Source organism: Methylibium sp. (genome assembly GCF_035762065.1).
Classification (GTDB): Bacteria; Pseudomonadota; Gammaproteobacteria; order Burkholderiales; family Burkholderiaceae_C; genus Methylibium.
On the sequence record NZ_DASTPW010000031.1, the window covers coordinates 1 to 5,463 of the forward strand.

Consider the following 5,463-nt stretch of genomic DNA (forward strand, 5'->3'; position numbering starts at 1 on the left):
GATCTTGTCCTCGGGCATCTCCATCTTCTCGGCCAGCGTCGGTGCGTCCGGCTCGAAGCCGAACTCCTGCAAGTGCTGGCGCGAGAGGCGGTTCATCTTGTTGATCGTCTCGATCATGTGCACCGGAATGCGGATGGTGCGGGCCTGATCGGCGATCGAGCGGGTGATGGCCTGCCGGATCCACCACGTCGCATAGGTCGAAAACTTGTAGCCGCGGCGGTACTCGACTTGTCCACCGCCTTCATCAGGCCGATGTTGCCTTCCTGGATGAGGTCGAGAAACTGCAGGCCGCGGTTGGTGTACTTCTTTGCGATGCTGATCACGAGGCGCAGGTTGGCCTCGATCATTTCCTTCTTGGCGTCGCGGCTGGCCTTCTCGCCCTGGTTCATCTTCTTGTTGATGAGCTTCAGGTCGTCGATCGGCACCACCGCCTTCGACTGGATGTCGATCAGCTTCTGCTGCAGGTCCTGCACCGGCGGGAGGTTGCGCGAGAGGATCGCGCTGTAGGGCTTGCTCGAGGCAGCTTCCTTCTCGGCCCACTTGAGGTTCAGCGAGTTCGGGGGGAAGGTCTTGATGAAGTGGTCCTGCGGCATGCCGCACTTGTCCACCACGATCTTGCGGATCTCGCGCTCGTAGCGGCGCACGTCGTCCACCTGCGAACGCAGGATCGAGCACAGCCGCTCGATCGTCTTCACCGTGAAGCGCAGGCTCATGATTTCCGAGCTGACGCCCATCTGCGCACGGTTGTAGGCCGGCGACTTGTAGCCGTCGCGCTCGTAGGCCTTGCGCATGCGGTCGAAGTGATCGCGCAGCTCGCCGAAGCGGATCAGCGCGGCGGCCTTCAGCTCTTCGAGCTTCTTGGTCAGCGCCTTGCTGCCGCCCATGCCGTCGTCGTCGTCGTCCTCGTCGAACTCGTCGAAGTCTTCCTCGGCCACGTAGTCGTCGGCCTCTTCGTTCGAGACGAAGCCGTCGACGACCTCGCTGATCTGCATCTCGCCGTTGGCGATCTTGTCGGCCAGCAGCAGGATCTCGGCGATGGTCGTCGGCGATTCGCTGATCGACACCATCATCGACTGCAGGCCGCCTTCGATCCGCTTGGCGATCTCGATCTCGCCTTCGCGCGTCAGCAGTTCGACCGTGCCCATCTCGCGCATGTACATGCGCACCGGGTCAGTGGTGCGGCCGAACTCGCTGTCGACCGTGGACAGCGCGGCTTCGGCCTCTTCTTCGGCTTCCTCGTCGGTCGAGGTGGCGGTCGAGCCGCCCGCGATCAGCAGCGTCGCGGCATCGGGCGCCTGCTCGTAGACCGCGATGCCCATGTCGTTGAGCATCGAGACGATCGCCTCGAGGATCTCGTTGTCGACCAGCTTCTCGGGCAGGTGGTCGTTGATCTCCTGATGCGTCAGGAAACCACGGGTCTTGCCCATCTTGATCAGCGTCTTCAGCTCCTGACGACGCTTCGCGACCTCTTCCTCGGTCAGCGCGTTCTCGTCGAGGCCGAACTCCCGCATCAGCGCGCGCTCCTTCGCGCGGCTGACCTTCATGCGCAGCGGCTTGGCCTTTTCTTCCTTCGCCTCGTCCGCAACTTCCGCTTCGGGCTCGCCTTCGAGATCGGCCTCGACGTCGCCGAGCTCCTCGTCCTCGACGACCGGCACGCCCTTCTTCGCGGCCTCGGCGCCCTTCTTGGCCGGTCCCTTCGACGCCACCGGCTTCGCCGGCGCCGTCTTCGCGGCCGGCTTCGCCTCGGTCTTCGCCGCCGGCTTGGCGGCAGCGGCCTTGACGGGCGGCGCCTTCGCCACGGGCTTGGCGTCCTTGCCGTTCTTGGCGGGCGCGGGGGCGGTCTTCTTGGCGGTCATGCGATTCCTCGATCGAGATTCAACGGGTTCTGGCGCCCAGCCGAAGCGCAGCGAAGCGGCCACCTTGGGCATGGCGGCATGTCAATCAACTGGGGTGTTTCGACGCGGTTCGCAAGCCCCGGCGTGCTGCTGGATTCGGCCGGCCCCGGGCTCGAAGCGTGTGCCCGGGGTGCATCGCTGATCCTGCGAGAAAGCGACAGCGTTGACGGTCACCGCGCGGAAACATGGATTGTACCCGCCGGGGCAGCCCCTGGCGCCGTCTCAGGCGCGCCCGAGCACCTGCATCGCGGCTTGCAGTTCGACTCCGCGGCGCGTCTGCGCGACCGCCGCATGCAGCTCCTCGAGCTGCGGCTCGACCGCCAGCTCGCTGCCGTCGACGAGCGCCGTCGCCGCCGCACCCCAGGGCTGCACGGCCACCGGCTCGCGCAGCTCGGTCCACGAGGCGGGGCCGTGCTCGGCCAGCCAGCGTTCGACCCAGCCGAACAGTTCGGCATGCCAGCCGCCGAGGCCGACCAGCAGCTCGTGGTCGGCGGTCGTCAGCTCGTGCCACCACGCGCAACGCTGCAGCAACAGCCGCGCGACCTGGTCCTGCGGTTGCCTCGCCGCCTGCCGCACGACGATCGGTCGCCTTGGAACCGCGGGAGTGCCCGGGCTTCGCTTCGCGCCTGCCACGCCCCAGCGCCGCGCGAGATCGCCGCGGTCGAGCCGCGCCAGCGTCGCCACCTCGCCGACGATCTGATCGCGCAACGCGCCTTGGGGCAGCTTTTCCCACAGCGGCCTGGCCTGCGCAACGAGCCGGGCGCGGCCTTCGGCGGTGTCCAGATCCTGGCCGTCGGCCGCCAGCTCAAGCAGCTGGCGCGACAGCGGCAGCGCGCGCTGCACCTCGGCCTCGAAGGCTTGCGGGCCTCGCTCGCGCACAAAGCTGTCCGGGTCGTGCTCCGGCGGCAGGAACAGGAACTTGACGCTGCGCAGATCGCCGGCATGCGGCAGCGCCGCCTCGAGCGCGCGTGCGGCGGCACGGCGACCGGCGGCGTCGCCGTCGAAGCTGAAGACGACGCTGTCGGTGAAGCGGAACAGCTTTTGCACATGCTCGGCGGTGCAGGCGGTGCCGAGCGTCGCAACCGCGTTCGGAAAGCCGAGCTGCGCGAGCGCGACCACGTCCATGTAACCCTCGACGACCAGCGCGTAGCCCTTTTCGCGCAGCGCCTGCCGTGCCTCGAACAGGCCGTAAAGCTCGCGCCCCTTGCTGAACAGCGGCGTCTCCGGCGAATTGATGTACTTGGGCTTGCCATCGTCGAGCACGCGGCCGCCGAAGCCGATGACTTCGCCGCCGATCGCGCGGATCGGAAACATCACGCGGTCGCGGAACCAGTCGTAGCGGCCGGCGTCCGGCGCAGCGTCGGGCCGGGCCTCGTCGTCGCCGTCGCGCAGCCGCACGAGGCCGGCCTCGGCGAGCAGCGGGTCGTCGTAGTGCGCGAACACGCTGGCCAGGGCACGCCAGCCCGGCGGGGCATAGCCGAGGCCGAAGCGCGCTGCGATCGCCCCGCTCAAGCCGCGGCCCTTGAGGTAGTCGATCGCGCGCGGGCTGGCCTTCAACTGCTTGCGGTAGTGCGCCGCGGCCTTCTCGAGCACCTCCCCGAGCGAGAGCCGGCGCGCGCGCAGCGTCTCGCGCTGCACCCGTTCCTCGGGACTGACCTGTTCTTCGGGCACCGTCATGCCGGCCGCCTGCGCGAGGTCGCGCACCGCTTCGACGAAGCTCAGCCCGAGGTGCTCGGTCAGGAACTTGATGGCGTCGCCCGACGCGCCGCAGCCGAAGCAGTGATAGAACTGTTTCGACGGGCTGACCGAGAAGCTCGGCGACTTTTCGCCGTGGAAGGGGCAAAGCCCCATCAGGTTTGCGCCGGCACGCTTCAACTCGACGTGACGGCCGACCACCTCGGCCACGTCCGTTCGGTTGATCAGATCCTGGATGAAGCCCGGCGGGATCATGCCGGGCAGTCTAGCCAGGGGCTCCGCGCGATGTGCTCGGCGCGGCGATGCGTCGGGACTCGCGCCGCTTACCGCGGCGCGAGGCGGATCGCGCCGTCGAGGCGGATCACCTCGCCGTTGAGCATCTCGTTGGTGACGATCTGCTGCACCAGCTTCGCGTAGTCCTCGGGCGTGCCCAGGCGCGAAGGGAAGGGCACGCTCGCCGCGAGCGCGTCCTGCACGTCCTGCGGCATGCCGAACAGCATGGGGGTGCCAAAGATGCCCGGCGCGATGGTCATGTTGCGGATGCCGTTGCGCGCCAGGTCGCGCGCGATCGGCAGCGTCATGCCCACGACACCGCCCTTGCTCGCCGCATACGCCGCCTGGCCGATCTGGCCGTCGTAGGCGGCGACGCTCGCGGTGCTGATCAGCACGCCGCGTTCGCCGGTCGGCTCGGGATCGTTCCGCGCCATCGCCTCGGCGCAGAGGCGGATCATGTTGAAGCTGCCGATCAGGTTGACGGTGATCGTCTTGGTGAACGCCGCCAGCGGATGCGCGCCGTCCTTGCCGACCGTCTTGACCGCCGACGCGATGCCGGCGCAGTTGACGAGGCCCGTCAGCTTGCCGAGCGACTGCGCCTTGGCGACGACTGCCTGCCCGTCGGCCTCGCTGGACACGTCGCACTTCACGAAGGCGCCGCCGATCGCCTGTGCGACCGCCGCGCCCTTCTCCGCGTGCAGGTCCGCGACGACGACGCGAGCGCCTTCGCGCGCGAGCATCCGCGCCGTGCCTTCACCGAGACCCGAAGCGCCGCCCGTGACGATGAAGACCTTGCCATTGATGTCCATGACGACTCCTTCTCGTGGGCCCTGACGAAACGGCCGCTGAAGCGGCCGTCGATGCAGGCGGAGCGCGCTCAGTCCAGCGCTTGCAGGGCGCGCGCGGTGATCTCGTCGACGCTGCCGGTGCCCGAGATCCTTCGATAGCGCGGCGCGCCGGCGTCGCCGGTCGCGGCCCAGGCCGCGTAGTAGTCGACCAGTGGGCGCGTCTGGCTCTGATAGACCTGCAGGCGCTTCAGCACCGTCGCTTCCTTGTCGTCGTCGCGCTGGATCAGCGGCTCGCCGGTCACGTCGTCGCGGCCTTCGAGCTTCGGCGGATTGAACTTGACGTGGTACGTGCGGCCGGAGGCGACGTGCACGCGCCGGCCGCTCATGCGTTCGATGATCGCGGCGTCGGGCACGTCGATCTCGAGCACGACGTCGAGCTTGACGCCGGCGTCCTTCATCGCGTCGGCCTGCGGGATCGTGCGCGGGAAGCCGTCGAACAGAAAGCCGCCGGCGCAGTCGGGCTGGGTCAGCCTTTCCTTGACCAGCGCGATGATGATGTCGTCGCCGACCAGGCCGCCGCTGTCCATCACCTTCTTGGCTTCCAGGCCCAGCGGCGTGCCGGCCTTCACGGCGGCGCGCAGCATGTCGCCGGTGGAGATCTGCGGGATGCCCCACTTCTGGCAGATGAACGTCGCCTGCGTGCCTTTGCCGGCGCCCGGCGCGCCCAACAAGATCAGTCTCATGGATTCCTCGGATGGTTTCGATTCGGCGGCGCTGCGGGTCGGCGCCGTCCCGGCCGGCCGTCGCGCCTG

3 protein-coding genes and 1 pseudogene are annotated in these 5,463 nt (G+C 68.4%); all 4 read right to left on the reverse strand.

Annotated features, from left to right (window positions below):
- Positions 1-1,856: pseudogene (gene rpoD, locus VFR90_RS08605) on the reverse strand (RNA polymerase sigma factor RpoD); the annotation flags it as partial.
- A gap of 261 nt (positions 1,857-2,117) precedes the next feature.
- The gene (gene dnaG, locus VFR90_RS08610) at positions 2,118-3,845 is read right to left on the reverse strand and encodes a DNA primase (RefSeq protein WP_326405702.1); all 1,728 of its coding nucleotides are present in this window, start codon (positions 3,843-3,845) and stop codon (positions 2,118-2,120) included.
- 68 nt (positions 3,846-3,913) lie between these two features.
- Positions 3,914-4,672 carry a 3-hydroxyacyl-CoA dehydrogenase gene (locus tag VFR90_RS08615; protein ID WP_326405703.1) on the reverse strand — a complete coding sequence of 253 codons (759 nt, stop codon included), beginning with the start codon at positions 4,670-4,672 and terminating at the stop codon, positions 3,914-3,916.
- A 68-nt stretch (positions 4,673-4,740) separates the two neighbouring features.
- Positions 4,741-5,394 (reverse strand): adenylate kinase, encoded by a 654-nt coding sequence (gene adk, locus VFR90_RS08620; protein ID WP_326405704.1) that lies wholly within the window; start codon positions 5,392-5,394, stop codon positions 4,741-4,743.
- Positions 5,395-5,463: the final 69 nt, after the last annotated feature.